The sequence below is a fragment of the Streptomyces sp. NPDC102258 genome, from assembly GCF_055584685.1.
Window position 1 is genome coordinate 343,428 of record NZ_JBVJLO010000004.1, and the last position, 20,601, is coordinate 364,028.

Annotated in this window: 20 protein-coding genes and 2 tRNA genes; 6 read left to right on the forward strand and 16 right to left on the reverse strand. The window is 72.6% G+C overall.

Annotated elements, in window-relative coordinates; all coding sequences use genetic code 11:
• Positions 1 to 44: 44 nt before the first annotated feature.
• Positions 45 to 461: a Fur family transcriptional regulator gene (locus tag ACZ6ZT_RS09500; protein WP_469717098.1), complete on the forward strand. Its 417-nt coding sequence runs from the start codon at positions 45 to 47 to the stop codon at positions 459 to 461.
• 129 nt (positions 462 to 590) lie between these two features.
• Here the strand turns inward: ACZ6ZT_RS09500 and ACZ6ZT_RS09505 are convergent.
• The 4 genes from ACZ6ZT_RS09505 to ACZ6ZT_RS09520 form a co-directional block, all read right to left on the reverse strand.
• Positions 591 to 664: transfer RNA gene (locus ACZ6ZT_RS09505), tRNA-Met, on the reverse strand.
• Positions 665 to 733: 69 nt separating this feature from the next.
• Positions 734 to 2,590, reverse strand: a complete 1,857-nt coding sequence (locus ACZ6ZT_RS09510) for a tetratricopeptide repeat protein (RefSeq protein ID WP_469717100.1) — start codon at positions 2,588 to 2,590, stop codon at positions 734 to 736.
• A gap of 204 nt (positions 2,591 to 2,794) precedes the next feature.
• Positions 2,795 to 2,868 (reverse strand) — tRNA-Met (locus ACZ6ZT_RS09515).
• Between the two features lie 64 nt (positions 2,869 to 2,932).
• Entirely contained in the window at positions 2,933 to 5,824 is a 2,892-nt protein-coding gene (locus tag ACZ6ZT_RS09520; protein WP_469717315.1) for a UPF0182 family membrane protein, read from the reverse strand.
• A 124-nt stretch (positions 5,825 to 5,948) separates the two neighbouring features.
• Between ACZ6ZT_RS09520 and ACZ6ZT_RS09525 the strand changes: the two genes are divergently transcribed.
• Entirely contained in the window at positions 5,949 to 6,521 is a 573-nt protein-coding gene (locus tag ACZ6ZT_RS09525) for a PPA1309 family protein (RefSeq protein WP_469717102.1), read from the forward strand.
• Positions 6,522 to 6,567: 46 nt separating this feature from the next.
• On the opposite strand, the gene ACZ6ZT_RS09530 is transcribed toward ACZ6ZT_RS09525, so the two are convergent.
• The 4 genes from ACZ6ZT_RS09530 to ACZ6ZT_RS09545 all read right to left on the reverse strand — a co-directional run bounded on the left by ACZ6ZT_RS09530 (position 6,568) and on the right by ACZ6ZT_RS09545 (position 9,984).
• Positions 6,568 to 7,656 (reverse strand): YlbL family protein, encoded by a 1,089-nt coding sequence (locus ACZ6ZT_RS09530; protein ID WP_469717104.1) that lies wholly within the window; start codon positions 7,654 to 7,656, stop codon positions 6,568 to 6,570.
• Positions 7,657 to 7,774: 118 nt separating this feature from the next.
• Positions 7,775 to 8,062 carry a hypothetical protein gene (locus ACZ6ZT_RS09535; protein ID WP_469717105.1) on the reverse strand — a complete coding sequence of 96 codons (288 nt, stop codon included), beginning with the start codon at positions 8,060 to 8,062 and terminating at the stop codon, positions 7,775 to 7,777.
• A gap of 148 nt (positions 8,063 to 8,210) precedes the next feature.
• Positions 8,211 to 8,672 (reverse strand): molybdenum cofactor biosynthesis protein MoaE, encoded by a 462-nt coding sequence (locus ACZ6ZT_RS09540; protein WP_469717107.1) that lies wholly within the window; start codon positions 8,670 to 8,672, stop codon positions 8,211 to 8,213.
• Positions 8,673 to 8,817: 145 nt separating this feature from the next.
• Positions 8,818 to 9,984 (reverse strand): SDR family oxidoreductase, encoded by a 1,167-nt coding sequence (locus ACZ6ZT_RS09545; RefSeq protein ID WP_469717108.1) that lies wholly within the window; start codon positions 9,982 to 9,984, stop codon positions 8,818 to 8,820.
• Positions 9,985 to 10,177: 193 nt separating this feature from the next.
• Between ACZ6ZT_RS09545 and ACZ6ZT_RS09550 the strand changes: the two genes are divergently transcribed.
• Positions 10,178 to 11,665, forward strand: coding sequence for a zinc-dependent metalloprotease (locus tag ACZ6ZT_RS09550; protein ID WP_469717110.1), 1,488 nt, complete (start codon positions 10,178 to 10,180; stop codon positions 11,663 to 11,665).
• Positions 11,662 to 12,192 (forward strand): NUDIX hydrolase, encoded by a 531-nt coding sequence (locus ACZ6ZT_RS09555; protein WP_469717112.1) that lies wholly within the window; start codon positions 11,662 to 11,664, stop codon positions 12,190 to 12,192. Before ACZ6ZT_RS09550 ends, ACZ6ZT_RS09555 begins: the two co-directional genes overlap by 4 nt.
• Positions 12,193 to 12,275: 83 nt before the next feature.
• Here the strand turns inward: ACZ6ZT_RS09555 and ACZ6ZT_RS09560 are convergent, their stop codons facing one another.
• The 4 genes from ACZ6ZT_RS09560 to ACZ6ZT_RS09575 form a co-directional block, all read right to left on the reverse strand.
• A complete protein-coding gene (locus tag ACZ6ZT_RS09560; protein WP_469717114.1) occupies positions 12,276 to 13,031 on the reverse strand; it encodes an AIM24 family protein in 756 nt (251 codons plus the stop codon).
• Positions 13,032 to 13,046: 15 nt separating this feature from the next.
• Entirely contained in the window at positions 13,047 to 13,727 is a 681-nt protein-coding gene (locus tag ACZ6ZT_RS09565) for an AIM24 family protein (RefSeq protein WP_469717317.1), read from the reverse strand.
• Between the two features lie 26 nt (positions 13,728 to 13,753).
• On the reverse strand, positions 13,754 to 15,472 hold the full coding sequence (locus ACZ6ZT_RS09570; protein ID WP_469717115.1) for a TerD family protein: 1,719 nt from the start codon (positions 15,470 to 15,472) through the stop codon (positions 13,754 to 13,756).
• Positions 15,473 to 15,628: 156 nt separating this feature from the next.
• Entirely contained in the window at positions 15,629 to 16,225 is a 597-nt protein-coding gene (locus ACZ6ZT_RS09575; RefSeq protein WP_469717117.1) for a M48 metallopeptidase family protein, read from the reverse strand.
• A 154-nt stretch (positions 16,226 to 16,379) separates the two neighbouring features.
• Between ACZ6ZT_RS09575 and ACZ6ZT_RS09580 the strand changes: the two genes are divergently transcribed.
• Both ACZ6ZT_RS09580 and ACZ6ZT_RS09585 read left to right on the forward strand, forming a co-directional pair.
• Positions 16,380 to 17,492, forward strand: a complete 1,113-nt coding sequence (locus tag ACZ6ZT_RS09580; RefSeq protein ID WP_469717119.1) for a ThiF family adenylyltransferase — start codon at positions 16,380 to 16,382, stop codon at positions 17,490 to 17,492.
• A gap of 136 nt (positions 17,493 to 17,628) precedes the next feature.
• On the forward strand, positions 17,629 to 18,957 hold the full coding sequence (locus ACZ6ZT_RS09585) for an ABC1 kinase family protein (RefSeq protein WP_469717120.1): 1,329 nt from the start codon (positions 17,629 to 17,631) through the stop codon (positions 18,955 to 18,957).
• A 49-nt stretch (positions 18,958 to 19,006) separates the two neighbouring features.
• Here the strand turns inward: ACZ6ZT_RS09585 and ACZ6ZT_RS09590 are convergent, their stop codons facing one another.
• The 4 genes from ACZ6ZT_RS09590 to ACZ6ZT_RS09605 form a co-directional block, all read right to left on the reverse strand.
• Positions 19,007 to 19,213, reverse strand: a complete 207-nt coding sequence (locus ACZ6ZT_RS09590) for a hypothetical protein (RefSeq protein ID WP_469717122.1) — start codon at positions 19,211 to 19,213, stop codon at positions 19,007 to 19,009.
• Between the two features lie 117 nt (positions 19,214 to 19,330).
• Positions 19,331 to 19,663, reverse strand: a complete 333-nt coding sequence (locus ACZ6ZT_RS09595; protein WP_469717124.1) for a hypothetical protein — start codon at positions 19,661 to 19,663, stop codon at positions 19,331 to 19,333.
• Positions 19,660 to 20,031 carry a WhiB family transcriptional regulator gene (locus tag ACZ6ZT_RS09600; RefSeq protein ID WP_266574053.1) on the reverse strand — a complete coding sequence of 124 codons (372 nt, stop codon included), beginning with the start codon at positions 20,029 to 20,031 and terminating at the stop codon, positions 19,660 to 19,662. The genes ACZ6ZT_RS09595 and ACZ6ZT_RS09600 overlap by 4 nt, the downstream gene beginning before the upstream one ends.
• A 182-nt stretch (positions 20,032 to 20,213) precedes the next feature.
• Positions 20,214 to 20,534: a hypothetical protein gene (locus ACZ6ZT_RS09605; RefSeq protein ID WP_469717126.1), complete on the reverse strand. Its 321-nt coding sequence runs from the start codon at positions 20,532 to 20,534 to the stop codon at positions 20,214 to 20,216.
• Positions 20,535 to 20,601: the final 67 nt, after the last annotated feature.

Sequence of the window (20,601 nt, forward strand, 5' to 3'; positions counted from 1 at the left end):
CGGTTCGGGTTCTACACCGAATCGCCACTGTTAGGCTGGCTTGTATGAGTGACCTGCTGGAACGACTTCGCGGACGCGGCTGGCGCATGACGGCGCAGCGGCGCGTCGTGGCCGAAGTGCTCGACGGTGAGCACGTGCACCTGACGGCCGACGAGGTCCACGCCCGTGCCGTGGCCAAACTGCCCGAGATCTCCCGCGCGACGGTCTACAACACCCTGGGCGAGCTGGTGACCCTCGGCGAGGTCCTGGAGGTCTCCACGGACCGGCGCGCCAAGCGGTACGACCCGAACGCCCACCGCCCCCACCAGCACCTGGTCTGCGCCCAGTGCGGCGCGATCCGCGACGTCCACCCGGCGGGCGACCCGCTGGCCGACCTGCCCGACGTCGAGCGCTTCGGCTTCGTCGTCTCGGCGGTCGAGGTGACGTACCGCGGCCTGTGCCCGAACTGCGCGGGCGCCTGACCGGACGGCGGCCGGGGCGGCCCGGAGAACACGGAAGGCCGGGGGCTTCTGCCCCCGGCCTTCTTCCGTCTTCGCACACAGAAACGACCTGAGGCCCGGATCCATGGGATCCGGGCCTCAGGCCTTCAGTAGCGGGGACAGGATTTGAACCTGCGACCTCTGGGTTATGAGCCCAGCGAGCTACCGAGCTGCTCCACCCCGCGTCGGTAAACATGACTGTACGGGAGTGTGCCCGGCAGATGCAAATCAGTGAACGGGCGGCCGTCGCGGGCTCAGGCCGACAGCTCCTCGGCCAGCGCGTCCCGCAGCCGGGCCGCCCGCTCCGACACCTCCGCCGGACCCAGCTCCATGGCCCGTACGCACCACTTCTGCCCCTCCGAAAGGTCCCCGTGCCGGGCCGCGAGCAGGCCGAGGCGCAGCGCGGCGCGGCCGTGCCCGGCCACCGCGGCGCGGGTCCACCACAGGGCCGCCTCGGGCTCGTTCCCCTCGCGGGCCAGCAGCAGCCCCAGGTTGAAGGCGCCGTTGCGCGAGCCGGCCTCCGCCGCCTCCCGGTACCACCGCGCGGCCACCACGAGGTCGCCCCGGGCGGCGGCCAGCATGCCGACCCGGACCTGGGCCCGGCGGTGGCCCTGCTCGGCGGCCCGCTCGTACCACTCCTCGCTCTCGGTGCGCGCCGCCCCGCCGGCCGGCTCACCCAGCGCCACCGGCTCCGGCGCCGGGGCCAGCGACTCCAGCAGCGAGGCCAGCCGGAACGCCGCCTCGGCGCTGCCGCCGCCCGCGGCGCAGCGCAGGTGCCGCTCGGCGGCCCGCTCCTCGCCGTCGCGCACCAGGGCGATGCCGACCTGGAGCGCCGCGTCGGTGTGCCCGGCCGCGGCGGCGCGCTCGTACCACTTGAGGGCGGTGCGGTCCTCGTCCCGGCTGGCGAAGAGGATCCCGAGGTTGAAGGCGGCGTCCACGCTGCCCGCCTCGGCGGCCTTGGAGAACCACGGCTCGGCCCCGGCCGCGTCCCCGCCCTGGAGGAGCAGGATCGCGAGGGCGTTGGCGGCCTCGCGGTGGCCCGCGTAGGCCGCCCGGCGGTACCACTGCTCGGCCTGCGCGGTCCGCTCCTGCGCGGCGCACAGCAGTGCGAGGTTGTACGCCCCGTTCTGGTCGCCGGCGTCCATGGCGGCGCGGTACCACTTCTCGGCCGTCTGGGTCTCGCCCCGGGCGGCGTGCAGCGCGCCCAGGGCGTTGGCCGCGTTGCCGTCCCCGTCCTGGGCGGCGCGCAGCCACCAGGAGGCCGCGCTCTCCTCGTCCCCGGCGTCGCGCAGCAGGAAGCCGAGGGCGCACGCGGCCCGGGCCTCGCCCTGCTTCGCCGAGCTGAGGTACCAGCGCCCGGCCTCCTTGAGCTCGCCGCGCGCCTCCAGCAGGGCGCCCAGGTGCAGCCCGGCGCGCCGGTGCCCGCGCGCGGCGGCCTGCCGGTACCACTGCTCGGCCTCGGTGGGGTCGCCCTTGCGCAGGTGCCGCGCCAGGCGGTACGCCGCCTCGCGGTGCCCCTGTTCGGCGGCGGCCCGGAACCAGCGCTCGACGCCCCGGTCGCCCCGGTGTTCCAGCAGGTCGGCCAGTCCGAACGCGCCCAGCGCGTGGCCGGATTCCGCCGCCTGGCGCAGCCAGTACTCGGCGGCGGGCTCGTCGCCGCGCTCGCGGTAGTGGCGGCCCAGGGCGTGCGCGGCCGGGGCGGAGCCGGCGACGGCGGCGACCCGCCACCAGCCGGCGGCCTCGTCGGGGTAGCCGCGCTGGTGCAGCAGGACGCCGAGGTTGTTGGCGGCCGCCCGGTCGCCTTCGGCGGTGGCTCCGCGCAGGTAGGGCTCGGCCCCGGCCAGGTCGCCGCGGCGCAGCAGGAGCGCGCCGAGCACGCTCATGGCCCCCGCGTCGCCCTTGTCGGCGGCCACCCGGTGGCGTGCCTCCAGCTCGGCGTCGGTGGCCCCCTCCGCCTCTCCGAAGGCTTCTTCCGCGAACACCGCATCGGTCAGTGCGGTCTGCGCGTTGACAGCCTGAGCCGCCTCGGCGGACTCCGTACCCGACTCGGCCTCCGCCCTCACAAACCGCCCTGTCTCCAGCAGAGTTGACCTGTCCCCCATAAATCCCATCGTCGCATCACCTGCTACCCGCGTACACCTGGTATGTCGCAGCCAGTGAGGTCACTACAGCGTTTTGTCGACATGCCCACAGAGAGACAAGTCAAACACGCTCCTACCCCAACTCACCCGCCCCAGTGACCCCGTGTCGTCCCGGTTGCTCTTCCGGACATGACGAAGGCCCGGATCCCATGGGATCCGGGCCTTCGTTTTCAGTAGCGGGGACAGGATTTGAACCTGCGACCTCTGGGTTATGAGCCCAGCGAGCTACCGAGCTGCTCCACCCCGCGTCGGTGAAACCACAGTATCACGACGCGGGACGGTGCCTTGACCGCGTGCTCCGCGGCCTCCTCCTCAGCCTCCCGGCTTGGGGGCCGTCAGCTTCGCCTCCGCGTCGAGTGCCCGCTGCAGCGCCGCCTTGATGTCGTCCTGGGCCTTGCCGAAGGCCGTCCAGTCGCCGGCCTGCCGGGCCTTCTCGGCGGCGTCGACGGCCTTCTGGGCGTCGTCCAGGGCCGCCTTGACCGTCGGGTCCTGGCTGCTGGGCGGCGTGGTGGTGCCCTCGCCCGGCGGGGTCGTCGGCGGCGTCGGCGTCGTGGGCGTGGTCGGGGCCTCGGCTCCGAAGACCACGTTCAGCGCCTTCTCCAGGGTGTCCTCGAAGGCCGTCTGGCCGCCGTAGGTCACGAGCACCTTGCGCAGCAGCGGGTACTTGAGCCCGGAGCTGCGGACGTACACCGGCTCCACGTAGAGCATGCCGCCGTCCAGCGGGACGGTGAGCAGGTTGCCGTACTCGACCTCGGAGTCGCCACCGCGCAGCAGGCGGATCGACTCGGCGATCTTCGGCTCGGAGTTGAACTTGCTCTGGACCTGCTTGGGGCCGTCGACCGGACTGCTGGTCGGCAGCTTCAGAAGTCTGATCTTCCCGTAGTCCGCGGTGCCCGGGTCGGCGTTGACCGCCATGAAGGCGCTCAGGTTGTCCCGGCCGTTCGGCGTGAAGGTCGTGGTGAGGGAGAAGACCTGGTCCTTCTGCTTCTGCTCCGGCATCTTCATCGACAGGTAGTACGGCGGGACCGCCGTGCCGGCCTTGGTCGTCGGGTCGTCCGGGACCTGCCAGGCCTCGCTGCCGCTGAGGAAGGTCTGCGGGTCGGTGACGTGGTACCGGGTGAGCAGCTCGCGCTGGACCTTGAAGAGGTCCTGCGGGTAGCGCAGGTGGTCCATGAGCGTCTTGTCGATGGCGCTCTTGGGCTTCACCGTGCCCGGGAAGGCCTTCATCCAGGTCTTGAGGACCGGGTCCTCGGTGTCCCACTGGTACAGGCTGACCGTGCCGTCATAGGCGTCGACGGTGGCCTTCACCGAGTTGCGGATGTAGTTGACCTGGTTCTCCTGGGCCACCACCGCGCGCTGGCTGTTGGTCAGCGAGTCGGTCGTACTGTCGCCCAGGGTGGTGCGGGAGGCGTACGGGTAGCCGTTCGTCGTCGTGTAGGCGTCGACGATCCACTTGATCCGGCCGTCCACGACCGCCGGGTACGGGGCCCCGTCGATGGTCAGCCAGGGCGCGACGGCCTCGACGCGCTCCTTGGGCGTGCGGTTGTACAGGATCCGCGAGCCCTCGCCGATGGCGCCCGAGTAGAGGATCTGCGGCTCGTTGAAGGCGAGCGCGTACGCGGCGCGGTTGACCGGGTTGTCGAGGTTGACGCCGGAGCCGCCCTTGTAGCTCGTCTCCTTCTCGCCCTTGTCGTCCGAGTAGTCGAGCTCCTTCTGCGGACCGCCGACGATCGAGTACTGCTTCGTCTGCTCTCCGTAATAGATGCGCTGCTCGAAGCCCGTGCCGAACATGCCCTTCGAGGGCAGGTCGTACTGGGTGAAGTCGGGGGCGCCCTTGTCGGTGGCGGTGTTGCCCTTGGCGGCGACCACGCCGAAGCCGTGCGTGTACCGGAAGTGGTCGTTGATCCAGTTGTTCTTCGGAATGCCGCCGATGTTCAGCTCGCGCAGCCCGATCACCGTGTCCTGGCCGCTGTAGCGGTCCACGGCGAGCGTGGACGGGAAGGCGTAGTAGCCCTTGACCTGCTGGAGCTGCTGGAAGGCCGGGGAGACGATGTTCGGGTCGAGGAGGCGGACGCTGGCGGTGGTGTCCGCCGTCTTGCGCAGCTGGTCCTTGTTCGTGCCCGCGTTGGGCACGCCCGGGTAGTCCTTCACGTCGGTCCCGGCGATCCCGTAGGCGTCGCGCGTGGCCTTGATGTTCTTCTCGACGTACGGGGATTCCTTGGCCTGCTCGTTCGGCTGGACCTGAAACTTCTGCACGATCGCCGGGTAGAGCCCGCCGATGAGGATCGCCGACAGGACCATCAGACCGAAGCCGATGACCGGCAGCTGCCAGGTGCGGCGCCACAGGGTGGCGAAGAACAGCACCGCGCAGATCGCCGCGATGGCGACCAGGATCGTCTTCGCCGGCAGGTAGGCGTTGGCGTCGACGTAGCGCAGGCCGGCCCAGTTGTCGGCGGCCTTGAAGTCGCTGGACTTCACGGCGAGGCCGTACCGGTCGAGCCAGTACGCGATCGCCTTGAAGGTGACGAAGAGGCCGAGCAGCACCGACAGGTGCCCGGTGGCCGCGGCGGTGGCCCGGGCGCCCGGGCTGGTCACGCGCAGTCCGCCGTACAGGTAGTGCACGACGACGGCGGCGATCACCGAGAGCACGACGGCGGCGAAGCCGAAGCCGAGCAGGAAGCGGTACCAGGGCAGGTCGAAGGTGTAGAAGGACACGTCCAGACCGAACTGGGGGTCCTTGCGGCCGAAGGACACCCCGTTCACGTACATCAGCCAGGTCTTCCACTGGCCGGCGGCCGAGGCGCCCGCGATCAGCCCGACGACGGCGGCGATGGCGAGGAGCAGCCACTTCTTGTACGGGGCGACGCTCATCCGGTAGCGGTCGAGGCTCTGCTGCTCCATCGACATCGCGCTGAGCGGCGGCCGCAGCCGGTGCGCCAGCCAGATGTTGAACCCGACGGCACCGGCCATCAGCAGGCCGAAGACGGCGAACAGGCCGATCTTGGTCCACAGGGTGGTGGTGAAGACGGTGGAGTACTTGACCGAGCGGAACCAGAGCCAGTCCGTCCAGAATCCGGCGAACATGATGAATGCCATGGCCAGGACGGCCAGGACTGCCAGGGTCATCAGAAGAGTCCGGGCACGCCGGGACGGGCGGCCGACTCTCATCCGTGGCCCGGAGGGGCCTCCGCCGCGGTCCGGCATCTGGAAAGCCAAGGTGCGCACCTCGAAAGTCGCTGTGGTCTGGTCGGCCCCCGATCGTAGGGCCCATCCATGCAACTTACTGAGGCTTTAGTCAGTTCCCGGTATCAGGGGGAAAGGAGGCAGGATGTTGTCCATGTCCAACCTTTCGCCCTCCCCCGGCACCCCCATGGCGGCCACTCCGCTGACCCGCGCCGTCCTCGAAATCGACGAGTACGCCTCCACCCTCGGCTGGGACAAGCCCGCCCGGCTCTTTGCCCTGGTCGACACGGCCCGGCTGCGCAGGTCGGAGCCCGGCCTCGCGAACCAGCTCGGCCTCGACCAGGACGACACCGGCAAGAACCAGCTGACGCCGATCGAGCAGGACCAGGTGCCGGCCGGTACCCCGCTGGACAAGTTCCTGGGAACCCTCGCCTGGCCCGACGCGATCGTCGGCTGCGCCCTGACCGTGGAGCGGCTGATGCTGCCGCCGTCCGCGGAGGCCTCCGTACCGGAGGGGCTCAGCGACAAGCAGCTGACCAAGTGGGTCGCCGCGCACCCCGACCGGCAGGAGGTGCGGCTGACCGTGGGCGTACTGCGCGACGGCTCGCGCGAGTCCGCGGTGCGGCTGCGCGAGAAGGACTCCTCCAGCGAGGTGCTGACCGGCGCGAGCCTGGTGCCGGGCCTGGCCGAGGCGCTGGCCGCGACCTTCCTGGACTAGCCGGCCCGCGGGAGGGCGGCGGGGGCGGCCGCGGGGCCGGCCGCGGTCAGGACTTCGCGCACCGCGGCAGGCCCGCCGTGTCGCCCTTGCCGATCTTCTCCAGCGCCTTGGTGGCGTCGTCGATGGTGGAGACCTTGACCAGGGTCAGGCCGTCGGGCACGTGCGCGGCGGCCGCGGCGCAGTTCTCGGCCGGGGTGAGGAAGTACTCCGCCCCGGCCTGGCGGGCGCCGATGGTCTTCATCTGGATGCCGCCGATGGGGCCGACCTTGCCCGCGTCGTCCATGGTCCCGGTGCCCGCGATGAACTTCCCGCCGGTCAGGTTCTCCGGGGTCAGCTTGTCGACGATGCCGAGGGCGAACATCAGGCCGGCGCTGGGGCCGCCCACGTCGGCGAGCTTGATGTCGATGGGGAACGGGAAGGTGTGGTCGGTCCCGGCCCGGATGCCGACGATGGCGTGGCCGTCGTCCGGCGCCTTGGCGGCGGTGACGGCGACCTTGGTGGTGGCGGTCGGCTCGCGGTTCGTCTTCTCGGCTTCGGCGGCCTCGGCGGCCGGGACGATCGTGAACTCCACCGGCTCGCCGGGCTTGTGCTTGGTCACCAGCTTGGCCACGTCGCCCGGGGCGGTGACGGGCGCGCCGTCCACTTCCCTGATCACGTCGCCGGCGTGCAGCCTGCCCTCGGAGGGGCTGCCCTTGACGACGGTGGAGACGATGACGCGGGCGGAGACCGGGATGCCGAGCTGCTTGAGGGCGGCCACCTTGGCGCTCTCCTGCGACTGGCTGAACTCCTCGGCGTTCTCCTGCGTCGACTCCTTGTCCGTCTTGCCGTTCGGATAGAGGTTCTCGTGCGGCACGACGATGTTGTCGTCGGCCAGCCAGCCGTACACGGCTTCGAGCAGGTTCATGTCGTAGTCGGCGCCGGTGACGCGGACCGTGGTCATGTTGAGGTGACCGGTGGTCGGGTACGTCTTGTGACCCGAGATGTTGAGGACCGGCTCGCCGCGGGAGTCGCCGAGCGTGTTCACGGTCGGACCGGGGCTCATCTCGGAATACGGGACCTTGATGAACACCCCTGCGCAGAGAAGCGCGAACAGCACGAGGAAGGAGGCGAGCATCGTCGCGGTGCGGCGTGGCATGGATCGACAGTACGGGACGGCCTCGGAGGGCGGCCCGTGGGGCCGGTCCGTACGGGGACCGCGGGCGGAACTCTCAGGGGATTCTCAGCGGACCGGCGGGCGGGACTCGCGGGACGCGTCAGACGGCGTCGGAACCGGAGTGCGCCTTCTCCTTCACCTGGGCCCGATGGGCCGGGGACCGCTCGGCCTGGACCTGCTCGGCCTGGACCCGTTCGGCACGGGACCGCTCGGCTTGGGCTCGCTCGGCCTGGGCCCGCTCGGCCTTGTCCATGACCTCGCGGAACCGCGCGTAACCGGCGAGCTCCGATATGTCGCCTTGCGTGCGGTCGCGCGCCGCCCAGCTGCCCCATATCGCCGCCCCTATCGCGGCGAACAGCGGAATCAGCAACCACGCCAGTGATGCCATGGACGTGCCTCCCTGCCCCGAAAGTACGTGTCGTCGTGGCTTCAACGCTCGTGCCCGGGAAGGGGTTACGCAAATCGAGGGCGTGTTGCGCGGCCGAACGGGTGTGAGGGTACCGCCGACCGGGTCGACTCCCGCGCGCGGGGGCGTGTCAGCAGGCGCCGACCCACTCCTGCGTGCCGTCCGAGAACGTCTGGTGCTTCCAGATGGGGACCTCGTGCTTGAGGTCGTCGATCAGCATCCGGCAGGCCTCGAAGGCCTCGCCCCGGTGCGGGCAGGACACGGCGACGACCACGGCGAGGTCGCCGACGGCCAGATCACCGATGCGGTGGACCGCCGCCAGGGCGCGGACCGGGTACTTCTCGATGACGCGTTCGGCGACGCGCCGCATCTCGGCCCGCGCCGTCGGGTGGCAGGAGTAGCCGAGCGCGTCGACGTCGGCGCCGCCGTCGTGGTTGCGCACCGTGCCGACGAACAGGGCCGTGCCGCCGCTCGCGTCGTCGCCGACGGCCCGGAAGACCTCGTCGAGCGACAGCGGGGCGTCACGGATGTCGAGCAGCCGGATCGGGTCCGGGGCGGCCTGCTCGCCGGGGTGGTCGAAGTGCGGTGCCATGTCCCCATCGTGCCCTAGCGGCCGGGGCGGCGGAATAGCCGGATCACCCGGGCCCGGCGCGTCCGCTTGGGAGCCTCCTACAGGGGGCCTGCGGGAGCCTTCCCCGGCGGGGGCGTGCCGGGGCGCCCGGCCGGGGCCCGCGCCGTCACAGGCCCCGGCGCTTGCGGGCCCGGCGGACCGCCGCCGCGGCGCCCAGCAGGGCCACCGTGGCGCCCGCGGCGCCCGCGGCCGTGGCGGCGTCCTTGCGGCCCAGCCGGCGGCCCGCGACGGTGTGCCGGCCCGCCACCTCCTGGAGCAGCTCGGCGAGGACCTCCTCGTTGGTCCAGCGGGGCCGCCAGCCCGCCGCGTGCAGCCCGCTGACGCTGACCACCCACGGGTGCATCGTGTACGCGAGGTCCCCGGCCGGGGACGGCGTCAGGCCGATCCGGTGCAGCCGGGCCGCCGCGCCCAGGGCGACCGCCGAGGGCAGCTCCATGCGGCGGATGCCGCTCAGCTCCTCGACCTCCTCCTGCTCCAGCCAGCCCTCGCAGCCCACCGCCAGCTCGCCCTCGGCCTTCTCCAGCGCCGCGTACTCAAGGGCGCTGACCAGGTCCTCGACGTGGCAGAACTGCCAGGTGGGCCGGGATCCCGCGACGACGAGCAGGCGCGGGGACTCGAAGTACCGGGTCAGCGCGGTGTCGGTGCCGCCGACCAGGACCGCCGGGCGGACCACGGTCACGTTCAGCCCGGGGTGCGCGCGGGGCGCCCGGCGGCCCAGGCGCTCGATCTCCAGGAGGTCGCCGACGCCGGTCGCCTCGGCGGTGGCCCGCAGCTCGGAGTCCTCCGAGAGCGGGATGTCGTTGTCCGGCAGGGCCCCGTAGACCATCGCGGAGGTGCAGAGCACGACCCGGTGCACCCCGGCGGCCGCGGCGGCGGTCAGCACGGTCTGCGTCCCGCGCACGTTGTACGCCGTACGGGCCGCCGGGTCGGTCTCCAGGTCGAGGTCGAGCGCCAGGTGTACGACCACGTCCGCGCCGCGCAGTTTCTCGGCGATGGCCGGGTCGCGTACGTCCAGGACGTGCCACTGCGCGGCGGCGCAGTCGCCGCGCCGCTCGTCGATGGCGACGACCTGCTTGACCTCGTCCGATGCGGCGAGGCGGCTCACCAGGGCGGCGCCGACCCCGGACGCGGCGCCGGTCACCGCGATCACGGGGCTGCGTCGTCGGGGTTCGGCCTGGTTTCGCGGCTGGCGAACGCCGGGGGCGCTGTCACCGTGCTCAGGGCGGTTTTCGGCGTCGTGCGGCGCGCGAGCCTGCGGATCTGGGGAACTCACCGGGCGTCTCCAGCGGTTGTCTTCAGTGGGGGCGCGTCGTGACGCGTACCCACCAGGTGATGTCCATCCTGCCGCAGCCCAGGAGTCGGCGGAGCACCGAGCCCGGAAGCGGGAGGGGTGTCTACGCTGGAGTGGTGTTGTCGGACCATTGCCCGTCGGCTCCCGCCGACGGCCCTACGAGCCGAGGAAACCCGTGAGCGACACCCCATTCGGATTCGGCCTTCCGCCGGAGGAGCCGGAGGACGGCGACGAGGGCAAGAAGGGCGGGCAGGGCGGTCCCGCGAATCCGTTCGGCTTCGTCCCGGGCGCCGCGCCGGGCGGCGGCCTGCCCGGCGGCGCGGACAATCCGTTCGCCGCCATGTTCGGCGCCATGAACCCGGGCGACCTCGGCGCCGCCTTCCAGCAGCTCGGCCAGATGCTGAGTTACGAGGGCGGCCCGGTCAACTGGGACATGGCCAAGGACATCGCCCGCCAGACCGTCGCGCAGGGCACCGCGGACGGTGTGAAGGACGTCAGCGTCGGCGTCGCCGAGAAGGCGGCGGTCGAGGAGGCGGTGCGCCTCGCCGACCTGTGGCTGGACGGGGTGACCTCCCTGCCCTCGGGCGCCAGCACGGCCGTGGCGTGGAGTCGCGCCGAGTGGGTCGAGGCGACCCTGCCGGTGTGGAAGGAGCTCGTGGACCCGGTCGCCGAGCGCGTCGGCGCGGCCATGGGCAGCGTCCTGCCCGAGGAGATGCAGGCCATGGCGGGCCCGCTGCTCGGCATGATGCGTTCCATGGGCGGAGCCATGTTCGGCCAGCAGATCGGCCAGGCCGTGGGCACGCTCGCGGGTGAGGTCGTCGGCTCCACCGACATCGGCCTGCCGCTGGGGCCGGCCGGGCGGGCGGCGCTGCTGCCGCTGAACATCCAGGCCTTCGGCAAGGACCTGGGCGTTCCCTCCGACGAGGTGCGCCTGTACCTGGCGCTGCGCGAGGCGGCCCACGCCCGTCTCTTCGCGCACGTGCCGTGGCTGCGCTCGCACCTGTTCGGCGCGGTCGAGGGCTACGCGCGCGGCATCACGGTGGACACCTCGAAGCTGGAGGACGTGGTCGGCCAGCTGGACCCGTCGAACCCGGAGCAGCTGCAGGAGGCGCTCCAGGGCGGCATGTTCCAGCCGCAGGACACCCCCGAGCAGAAGGCCGCCCTGGCCCGCCTGGAGACGGCGCTCGCGCTGGTCGAGGGCTGGGTGGACGCGGTCGTGCACGAGGCGGCCAAGCCCCGTCTGACCTCGGCCGACGCCATGCGCGAGACGATGCGCCGGCGCCGTGCCTCGGGCGGCCCCGCGGAGCAGACCTTCGCGACGCTGATCGGGCTGGAGCTGCGGCCCCGGCGGCTGCGTGACGCCTCGCGGCTGTGGGCCTCGCTCACCGACGCGCGCGGGGTGGACGGCCGCGACGGGCTGTGGGAACACCCGGACATGCTGCCGACGGCCTCCGATCTGGACGACCCGGACGGGTTCGTGCACCGGGAGCAGCTGGACTTCTCCGAGATCGACAAGATGCTCGGCGAGGCCGCGCGGGGGCACGACGCGACCGGCGAGCGGGCCGGAAACGGCGAGCGCGACGAGAACGCCGAGAACGGCAAGAACGACGGCAAGAGCTCCGGTGACAAGGGCTCCGACGGAAACGGCGACGGCGAGAAGTGAGCCTGCACGAAGACGCTGTCCTCGTCCTGAAGCGGTACGAGGACCAGCCCGAGCTCCGCGACGTCTACCTGGAGCACCTGGCCGCCCACCCGGACGGGGTCTACAAGCCCTGCCGGGCGGGTCACATCACGGGCAGCGCCCTGGTCGTCGACCCGGAGGGCGGCCGGGTCCTGCTGACCCTGCACCGGAAGCTGGGGCTGTGGCTCCAGATGGGCGGCCACTGCGAGCCGGGTGACGCCGCGCTGGCCGATGTCGCGCTGCGCGAGGCCGTCGAGGAGTCGGGGATCGCCTCCGGGCTGACCCTGCTGCCGGGCGGACCGGTGCGGCTGGACCGGCATCCCATCCCGGCACCCTGCAACTGGCACCTGGACGTGCAGTACGCGGCGCTCGCTCCGCCCGGCGCGGTGGCGGAGATCAGCGAGGAGTCGCTGGACCTGCGCTGGTACCCGTACGAGGAGGTGGCGGCGGTGGCCGACACCTCGGTGGTGCGGCTGATGGAGGCCACCCGGGCGCGCCTCGGCGGCTGATCCCGGGCGGGCGGAAGGGGGCGGTCCCGCGCGGGACCGCCCCCTTCGTCACGCCGTGCCCGGCCCGGGTACCGGTCGCCGGATCAGTTCCAGGCGTTGTTCTGGTTCTGGGCGTGGGCGCCGTGCTGGCCCATGCCGAACTGCGCGGCCGCGCCCTGCCCGAGCTGGGCGTTCTGCGGCGGGAGCACCTCGCTGGGCTGCACCAGCGCGAAGCCGGTGCCGAGGAAGCTGAGCTCCCAGCCCTCGCCGGTGTTGCCGCGGCGCCGCCAGACGCCGGCGGAGTGGGTCTGGGCCTGCATCTGGACGCGCAGCGAGGTGGACCAGGCGACGATGGCGTCCGCGTCGGCGTTGACGTACTTGTCCGGGGTGACCTGCATCATCAGCGGCTGGCCGGAGGTCATCAGGGCGACCTTGCCGCGCCCGGTGATGTTGAGCTGGTACTTGCCGGAGCCGGAGATCCCGTACTGGCTGTCCACCGCGATGACCTCGGTGTGCAGGGTGGAGTCCAGGGCCAGCACGTAGCCGCTGTCGACGGTGAGGCCGTCCTGGTCCACGTCCACGACGTGCACGTACTGGGCGAGGTTGGCCAGGTAGACCGTGCCCTGCCCGGAGCAGCGCATCAGGTCCAGGCCCTCGCCGGTGCGGCCGCGGGCGCCACGCCGACCGGCGCTCTCGTACTCGCCGTCGAAGTCGACGATGCCCTGGTAGGCGACCATGGCGCCCTTGCGGGCGAGGACGTCGTCGGAGCCGGTCAGCGAGACCCTGAGGAGCTGGGGGTTCTGGACGGTGTACCGGTCCTGGGACTGCGCTTCCGCGTAGCCGAAAAGTGCGCTCTGCATGATGTCCGCTCCCCCTCAGCCCCGGGTCCGGAGCCGGTCGGTGCTGTCCTCGCTGGGCTGTACGACGACGACGCCCTGGCCGGAGAAGGCCATCTGGTAGGCCTCCCCGCTGCCCCGGCCGATCATCGACGAGGCCTTGAAGCTGCGCTTGCCCTTGACCTTGAGCTTCGGGGACCAGGCGACGAGCGCGTCGGGGTCGACGTACGTCTCGTCCTCGCCGCGCCCGCAGTCGACCACGATCGGCGTGCCGCGGGAGGTGATGGCGACCCACCCGGTGCCGGAGAGCTGGACGTTGAAGAGGCCCTGGCCGGCGAACTTCGCCATGCCCTTGACCCGCTCGACGCCCCACTGGAGGTGGGCGTCGAAGGCGAGGAGGTTGGTGCCGTTGACGGAGAGGGCGTCGTTGTCGAGGTTGATGCAGACGACGTCGGCGCCGTAGTCGGCGAGGTAGAGCAGGCCGTCGCCGGTGCACTTCATCAGCGGGGCGCCCTCCCCGGTCAGCCACTGCGAGGCCATCTGGCGCACGGCGGGCGGGTTGGGCTCGTACTGGACGAAGCCCTCGTAGGCGACCATCGAGCCGGTGCGGGCGAAGAGGTCCTGGCCGCTCTGCAGGGCGACCTTGAGCATGGCGCGGCCGTGGTTCTCCATGCGGGCCGTGACGGGGGTGGGGGCGTAGCCCGCGAGCTGCTGGTTCATGTTCATGGCGTTCATGTGGGGCTCCCTCAGACCTCGTACGGCTGGACGACGATGAAGTTGCCGGGGGCGCCGCGGAACTGGAGGTTCACGGTCTCGCCGCTGTGGCCCGGGTAGGCGTTGCGGCGCAGGCGCACCTGGCTGGAGATGATCACCTGGGAGGCGGCCGACCACGCGACGATGGCGTTGCTGTCCGCGAAGGTGGTCGGGGTGACGGGCAGGACGACGGGCACGCCGTGGGTCTTGACGATCACGGTGCCGGAGCCCTGGAAGAGCATGGTGAACAGGGCGCCGCCGGGGATGCCGTGGCCCTCGATGCGGCGGACCTCGTGCTGGAGGGACTCGTCGAAGGCGAGGACGGACTCGGCGGAGACGCAGATGCCGTCGCCCTGGAGCTCGATGGCGTGCAGGTGGGCGCCGTCCTCGGCGAGGAAGACCTGGCCGCGGCCGGTGCAGCGCATCAGCTGCATCTCCTGGCCGGTGGCGTTGCCGACGATGCGGCCGGCGAAGCCCGCGCCCTTGTAGCTGAAGTCGACCTTGCCCTGGTAGAGGACCATGCTGCCCTGGCGGGCGAGCACGGCCTGGCCGCCGCCCATCGCCAGGTCGACGCGCATGAGCTGCTGGTTCTGCGGGGTCCAGCGGGCGCCCGTGGGGGCTTCCTTGTACGGCTGGAGGGCCGCGGCGAGACCCGCCCCAGTGGCGGCCGTCGGGGCCTGGCCGTAGGGCGGCGGAGGCTGCTGACCGTACGCGGGCTGCTGCGGGGCCGGTACCTGGCCGTACGAGGGCTGCGGCTGCTGCCCGTACGGGGCGGGCACGGGACCCGGCGGCGGGACCTGGCCGCCGTACGGGGGCTGCGCCGGCTGCTGCCCGTACCCGGGCGGGCCGGGCTGCTGCGGGGGGTGCGGGGGCCGACCGTACGGGGCCTGCGGGGCAGGCGGGACCAGGGGGCCGACCATGGTCGGGGCGGTGTGCACCGCGGCCGGGGCGGGCTGCTGGTACGGAGGCTGCTGCGGCGCGGGCTGGTGGTGCTGGGGCTGCTGGTACGGAGGCTGCTGCGGCGGGGCGTAGGGCGCGGGGGCGGGCGGCGGCGGTGGCTGCTGCTGCACCGGGGCGCCGAAGGAGGGCGCGGGCGCGGCGGCCTGCGGCGGCGGGGCGAAGCCGGGCGCGGCGGCCGGCGGCGGGGCCTGGGCCGGCACCTGCTGCTGCGGCTGCTCCTCTTCCTCGGCGACCTCGCCGCCGAAGTTCTGCAGCAGCGCGGCGAGACCGCCGTCGAAGCCCTGGCCGACGGCGGCGAAGCGCCAGACGTCCTTCAGGTAGAAATCGCCGATCATCAGCGCCCGTTCGGTGCTGAACTCGGAGCCGGTGAAGGAGTACCGGACGACTTCCTCGCCGCCCGCCACGACCCGGATGTAGCCGGGCCCGATCTGCGACATCTGGCCGGGGCCGTCGAGGGTGGCGGTGAAGGAGAGGCGGTGGATGCCCGCCGGGACGCGGTCCAGCGTCACCCGGAAGGATTCCGTGTCACCGGCCTGCGCGCCGAGCTGCTGGATGGACTCCTCCGGCGACTTCGGCTGGTTGTAGAAGACGAAGTAGCGGTCGTCCGAGAGCCGTTCGTCGGCGTCGAGGCCGAAGCAGCTGATGTCGAAGGCGAGCCCGGGCCCGGTGATCTGGACACCCACGTACAGATCGGTACCCGCCGTCAGATCACTGACCCTGGCCTTGTGGCCGCGTTGGAATTCCCTGGCCATACGTCCGACCGTCCCCCATCCCGACTGAAACCGTGCCGCTGAAGCGCGCCCACGCGGCGTGTGGCCGGAGCGCGTGCCGCTCAGGCTAACGGCTCCCGCCGACATCCGGCCAAGTCGGTACCGACCCGGTACACAACCGCCCGCCGTGACGGAGGGTCACTCCTCGCGGGCGCCCGGCACCGTGGGGAGGCGCTCCGCCGCGACCACTCCCTCCAGGAAGCCGCGGGCCCGCTCGGTCTTCGGGTAGGCCTCCAGCAGCTCCCAGAAGCGGGGGCCGTGGCCGGGCACCAGGAGGTGCGCCAGCTCGTGGAGCAGCACGTAATCGACGACGTACTCCGGCATGCCCTGGAGGCGGTGGGAGAGCCGGATGCTGCCCTCGGCGGGGGTGCAGGAGCCCCAGCGGGTGTGCTGGTTGGTGACCCAGCGGACCGAGCCGGGGCGGGCGCGGCCGTCGAAGTACTGCTCGGACAGACGCGCGGCGCGTTCGGTGAGTTCCGCGTCGCCGAGGGTGCGCTTGCTCTCCTGGGCGGCGAGCTTGTCCAGCATGACGCCCACCCAGCGGCGCTCCTCCGCCTCGGACATCCGGGCAGGGATCAGCACGACCGTCCGGTCACCCTCGCGGTAGGCGGAAACGGTCCTGCGGCGGCGCGCGCTCCGGCGTACTTCGACGGCGCGCTGGGGTGGGTCGGCGGACACGCCTCGACGGTACCCGGTCGCCGTGGCCGAAGTCCCGCGCGTCCGCCGTTCGAACATGATCGAGGCGGCGGGGAGGGCACGAACGCCTCTTTTCTCATTTCATATGCCTTATACCTGCTGCCTGTGGACAAACTTCCGCACGTCGGGCGGCGGCCGGGCAAGGTGGTGGACGACAGCGGAAGGCAGTGGAAGCGGTTCGTGGGGGGATGTCATGTATCCGAAGGTGAAGCCCGCGCTGGCGCGGGCCTGGCGGGATCTGCAGACGGTCCAGTTCGGTGTGACGCCGGCGCACGCGGTGGTGCTCGGGCCGGTGGACACGGCCACCGGCTCGCTGATCGACCGGATCGACGGGACGCGCGGGATGGACCTGCTGCGGGCGGAGGCCCGGGCGGCGGGGCTCGCGGAGGGCGGGCTGGACGAGCTGGTGCGGCGCCTCGCGGGGGCCGGGCTGCTCGACGACCTGACGGCGGGCGGGCCCCGGGCCCAGGCGGTGCGGCGCCGCCCGGAGGTGCTGGAGCGGCTCGGGCCCGACCTGGGGTCCCTCTCCCTGGTGCACCGGGAGCCGGGTGGTGATCTGCGGGGGCTGGCGGCCCGGCGGGCGATACGGATCCAGGTGCGCGGGAGCGGCCGGGTCGGGGCAGCCGTCGCGGCGGTCCTGGCGGGGGCCGGGGTGGGGCGGGTCGAGGTGCTGGACGGGGGCCGGGTGACGGCGGCCGACGTGGCTCCGGGCGGGCTGGGTCCCGCGAGTGTGGGCCGGCTGCGGGCCGAGGCGGCGGCCGCTCTGGTCCGCGAGTCGGCGCCGGGCCGGGCGCCGCGTACGGGGGATCCCGAGGGGCCGGGGCCCGCACCGCCCGCGCTGGTGGTGGTGGCGCCCCGGGACGGGCTCCAGGCGTGGGCGCCCGATCCGGCGACGGCGGCCGACTGGGTGGCCGCGGGCACCCCGCACCTGTACGCGGGGGTGCTGGAGGGGACGGGGCTGGTCGGCCCGCTGGTGCTGCCGGGGGCCACGGCCTGCGCGGGGTGCATGGAGCGCGACCGCGTCGACCGGGATCCGGCCTGGCCGCGGATGCTGGTCCAGTGGCGCTCGGCGCACCGCCGCCGGGCCACGGCGGCCTGCGACCTGGGGCTGGCCACGGCGGTGGCGGGGCTGGCCGCGGCGCACGCCCTGGCCTTCCTCGACGGGGAGCTCCCCGCCTCGACCGCCGCCCGCTGGGAGGCGGCCCTGCCCGGGCTGCACTGGGAGCATGCGGCGCTGCGGCCCCACCCCGACTGCCCGTGCGCGGCGGCGGCCCCCGCCGTGGACGCCGGGGCGGTGCGGTCGTGAACGGCCGGACCGCCGCCGGACCGGGGGCGGGTGCCCGGGTCCGGGCCGCGGGGGTCGTGACAGGATGCGCGGGGGGCCGAGGGGCCGTCCCGGAACCGCCGCTCGCGGCGCAGCCGTCTGGGAACTGGAGGGGCGAATGTCTGATCTTCCCCGGAAGGCGGTCACCCGTACCGTCAAGCTGGCCGCTCTCCCGCTGGGCATCGCGGGACGGGCGACCTGGGGCCTGGGCAAGCGGATCGGCGGGAAGTCGGCCGAGATCGTGGCCCGTGAGCTCCAGCAGCGCACCGCCGATCAGTTGTTCCGCACCCTCGGCGAGCTGAAGGGGGGCGCCATGAAGTTCGGGCAGGCCCTTTCGGTGTTCGAGTCGGCGCTGCCCGAGGAGGTCGCGGGCCCCTACCGGGCGGCGCTGACCAAGCTCCAGGAGGCGGCTCCGCCGCTGCCGGCGGCGCGGGTGCACCAGGTGCTGGCCGAGCGGCTGGGCGAGGACTGGCGGGAGCTGTTCGAGGAGTTCGAGGACAAGCCGGCCGCGGCGGCCTCGATCGGCCAGGTCCACCGCGCCGTGTGGCACGACGGACGGCAGGTCGCGGTCAAGGTCCAGTACCCGGGGGCCGGGGAGGCGCTGCTGTCCGACCTCAAGCAGCTGAGCCGGTTCGCCGGGCTGCTCGGCCCGCTCGTCCCCGGCATGGACATGAAGCCGCTGATCACCGAGCTGCGCGACCGGGTCGCGGAGGAGCTGGACTACGAGCTGGAGGCGGAGGCGCAGCGCACCCACGCGGACGCCTTCGACGGCGATCCGGACGTGGTGGTGCCGGACGTCGTGCACCAGGGCGACCAGGTGCTGGTGACGGAGTGGATGGACGGAGTCCCGCTGTCGGAGGTCGTCGCCGACGGTACGCGGGAGGAGCGTGACCGCGCGGGGCAGCTGCTGGCCCGCTTCCTCTTCTCCGGGCCCGCGCGCACCGGGCTGCTGCACGCCGATCCGCATCCGGGGAACTTCCGGCTGATACCGGGAGCGGACGGCCGGATGCGGCTGGGCGTGCTCGACTTCGGCACGGTGGACCGGCTGCCGGGCGGCTGGCCGAAGCCCATCGGCCGGTCGCTGCGGATGACCCTGGACGGGGACGCCGAGGGGGTCTACGGGCATCTGCGCGCCGAGGGCTTCGTGAAGGAGTCCATAGCGCTCGACCCGGAGGCGGTGCTCGATTACCTCAAGCCGATGCTGGAGCCCGCCGAGGCCGAGGAGTTCACCTTCACCCGGCCGTGGCTGCGCGGCCAGGCGGCGCGGATCGCCGACCCCCGCTCCCCCGCGCACCAGTTGGGACGCCAGATCAACCTGCCGCCCTCGTACCTGCTGATCCACCGGGTCACGCTGAGCACCATCGGGGTGCTGTGCCAGCTGGGCGCGACGGTACGGCTGCGCGACGAACTGGAGTCGTGGCTGCCGGGGTTCCTGCCGGAGGACTGAGCCCGGCCTCGGCCACGGTCAGGCGGCATCGGCCATGGTCAGGCGGCGGTCACCACCAGGAGGAGTCGAGGCGGCCCTCGATCGCCCGCAGGTTGGCGCGCGCGCAGGCGACGCAGAAGTACTGTCTGGTCCCGTTCTCCACCGAGCAGGTCCAGGTGGGCGGGGCGCCGTCCGGGGAGCGGGCGCCGCATCGCGCGCAGACGACGGGCTGGGCCCCGGGTCCCGGCGGGGAGGGGTGGGGAGGCTGCTGGTCCACCTCCAGACGATATCCCCGCGGGGGGTGCGGCCGGCTCCGCAACGCACCGGGGGGACCAGTCCGTTCGGACCGGTCCCCCCGGTGGTTCAGTCGGTGGCTCGGTGGCTCACCGGCCGGTCAGTGCATGACGGCCATGGCGAGCGCGCGCCGGGCGCGCAGGGAGACGCGCTCGGCCTTGCGCTGCATGCGCCGGGCGGCGACCAGGCGCAAGGCGTGACGCTCGGCGTCCGCCTCACGCATGCGGTCGTCCATATGGGCACGAGCCAGGGCTTCTGGGATGAGTTGCATTTCGCGGGTCCTGTTCTGACGCGAGGTGTTCGCGCCTGCGGTGATGAAGTCTGCGGTGGCGGCGCCGTGCGGCTGCTCGCTCGTGGTGGTGAAGGGGGACATCGGGGCCTGCTTCAGGGGGTCGTGCGTGACGGGGCGGTCGATGGTTCCGATGGCGGTCATGCCGCAGCAACCGGGTTCTTGCGCGGACGGCCACGCGGACGCTTGCGCGCCACGACGACGCCCTGGACGAAGAGCTCGCCACCCCAGACGCCCCAGGGCTCGCGGCGCTCCTTGGCGCCGGCGAGGCAGGCCTCGACCAGCGGGCAGGTGCCGCAGAGGGACTTGGCGTACTCGACGTCGGCCGGGGACTCGGCGAAGAAGACCTCGGGGTCGAAGGTGCGGCAGGGGACGGGTACGCCGAGGTTCTCGATGGCGTCGTCGAGCGCGGTGAGCGCGGTGAGGGGGGTCAAGGCGGAGTCCTCCGGGACTGCGGGCGGGGAGATCGTTTGGGTCTGCGGTACGGACGGGGCGTGCGCTTCGAGTTGCACGGTGTTTTCTTCCTCGTCTTGTTCGGCTAGTCGTTCCGGCCGGTCGGCCGGTCGCGGCTTGGTACCTGGTCTTGCCAGTCCCGAGGCCCCTTCGCTCCGTCGTCCCCGGTCGGGGACAAACAGAAGGGCCGCGGATCCCGGTTGGGTTCCGCGGCCCTGAAGGCGCCGGCCTGATCGTGAGATCAGGCTGGATCACTCCAGGGTTCGAGCCCGCGGAAGGCCCACATCAGGTGGTGCTGGTGCTGCTTCGTCGTCTGCGTCCGGGATCCGGCACCGGCTGCGGCCGCGGAGCCATAGGCGGCGTGCGCCTGGGCTTCCAGTACTGCCACCGGTGCCTGGGTCGGTCGCTCATTGCGCTCGCTGACCGGAAGGGTCGCCATCAGGGCGGGGCTGACAGCGGAAATCGCGGACAGACCGGTACCCAGGAAGGAGACGGAGCCGAGCAGGCAGGAAGCGTCGACCGAGCGATCGGTCATTTTGGTGAAGGTCATGAAGCTGGTCACTGGTCTCGCCTCCTCTCGGCGTCTCGGGGACTGGGCCCGAGGGCCTGTCCCATGCGTATTCGGATAA

Excerpts from the sequence above, each read along its gene's own strand:
- ACZ6ZT_RS09595 (WP_469717124.1), bottom strand. The coding sequence starts at position 19,663 with ATGACCGCCATCGGAACCATCGACCGCCCCGTCACGCACGACCCCCTG.
- ACZ6ZT_RS09520 (WP_469717315.1), bottom strand. The coding sequence starts at position 5,824 with ATGCCGGACCGCGGCGGAGGCCCCTCCGGGCCACGGATGAGAGTCGGC.
- ACZ6ZT_RS09585 (WP_469717120.1), top strand. The coding sequence starts at position 17,629 with ATGTCTGATCTTCCCCGGAAGGCGGTCACCCGTACCGTCAAGCTGGCC.
- ACZ6ZT_RS09580 (WP_469717119.1), top strand. The coding sequence starts at position 16,380 with ATGTATCCGAAGGTGAAGCCCGCGCTGGCGCGGGCCTGGCGGGATCTG.
- ACZ6ZT_RS09560 (WP_469717114.1), bottom strand. The coding sequence starts at position 13,031 with ATGCAGAGCGCACTTTTCGGCTACGCGGAAGCGCAGTCCCAGGACCGG.
- ACZ6ZT_RS09500 (WP_469717098.1), top strand. The coding sequence starts at position 45 with ATGAGTGACCTGCTGGAACGACTTCGCGGACGCGGCTGGCGCATGACG.
- ACZ6ZT_RS09570 (WP_469717115.1), bottom strand. The coding sequence starts at position 15,472 with ATGGCCAGGGAATTCCAACGCGGCCACAAGGCCAGGGTCAGTGATCTG.
- ACZ6ZT_RS09510 (WP_469717100.1), bottom strand. The coding sequence starts at position 2,590 with ATGGGATTTATGGGGGACAGGTCAACTCTGCTGGAGACAGGGCGGTTT.
- ACZ6ZT_RS09575 (WP_469717117.1), bottom strand. The coding sequence starts at position 16,225 with ATGTTCGAACGGCGGACGCGCGGGACTTCGGCCACGGCGACCGGGTAC.
- ACZ6ZT_RS09565 (WP_469717317.1), bottom strand. The coding sequence starts at position 13,727 with ATGAACCAGCAGCTCGCGGGCTACGCCCCCACCCCCGTCACGGCCCGC.
- ACZ6ZT_RS09530 (WP_469717104.1), bottom strand. The coding sequence starts at position 7,656 with ATGCCACGCCGCACCGCGACGATGCTCGCCTCCTTCCTCGTGCTGTTC.
- ACZ6ZT_RS09535 (WP_469717105.1), bottom strand. The coding sequence starts at position 8,062 with ATGGCATCACTGGCGTGGTTGCTGATTCCGCTGTTCGCCGCGATAGGG.
- ACZ6ZT_RS09525 (WP_469717102.1), top strand. The coding sequence starts at position 5,949 with ATGTTGTCCATGTCCAACCTTTCGCCCTCCCCCGGCACCCCCATGGCG.
- ACZ6ZT_RS09540 (WP_469717107.1), bottom strand. The coding sequence starts at position 8,672 with ATGGCACCGCACTTCGACCACCCCGGCGAGCAGGCCGCCCCGGACCCG.